Source organism: Paraburkholderia sp. NMBU_R16 (assembly GCF_013282575.1).
Taxonomy (GTDB): domain Bacteria; phylum Pseudomonadota; class Gammaproteobacteria; order Burkholderiales; family Burkholderiaceae; genus Trinickia.
Window position 1 is genome coordinate 1 of sequence record NZ_JAAAYE010000468.1, and the last position, 252, is coordinate 252.

Sequence of the window (252 nt, forward strand, 5' to 3'; positions counted from 1 at the left end):
GAACTGCGCGGCGACCGTTCGAGTGGCGTGGTCACCCTTCATTTGGCCTTTGCGGATCATGTGCATGATCTCAATGCCGGCCAGGATGATGCGCGCGCACCGGAAATCCTTGAAGCCCATCATCGGTGGCTCTGTCGCATTAACGAGGACGAGTAGAATCGGTGCGAATTGAAACGCAGGACATCGATGATGGCAAAGACGAAGAAAGCTCGCTCAACGTTGCCCACCGGCGCGGGCAGCGTGCTGAAGCGG

At 58.3% G+C, this 252-nt stretch carries 1 pseudogene; it reads right to left on the reverse strand.

The annotated features are described in order from the left end of the window. Positions 1 to 126: pseudogene (locus GWC77_RS28820) on the reverse strand (IS6 family transposase); the annotation flags it as partial. Between the last annotated feature and the right edge of the window lie 126 nt (positions 127 to 252).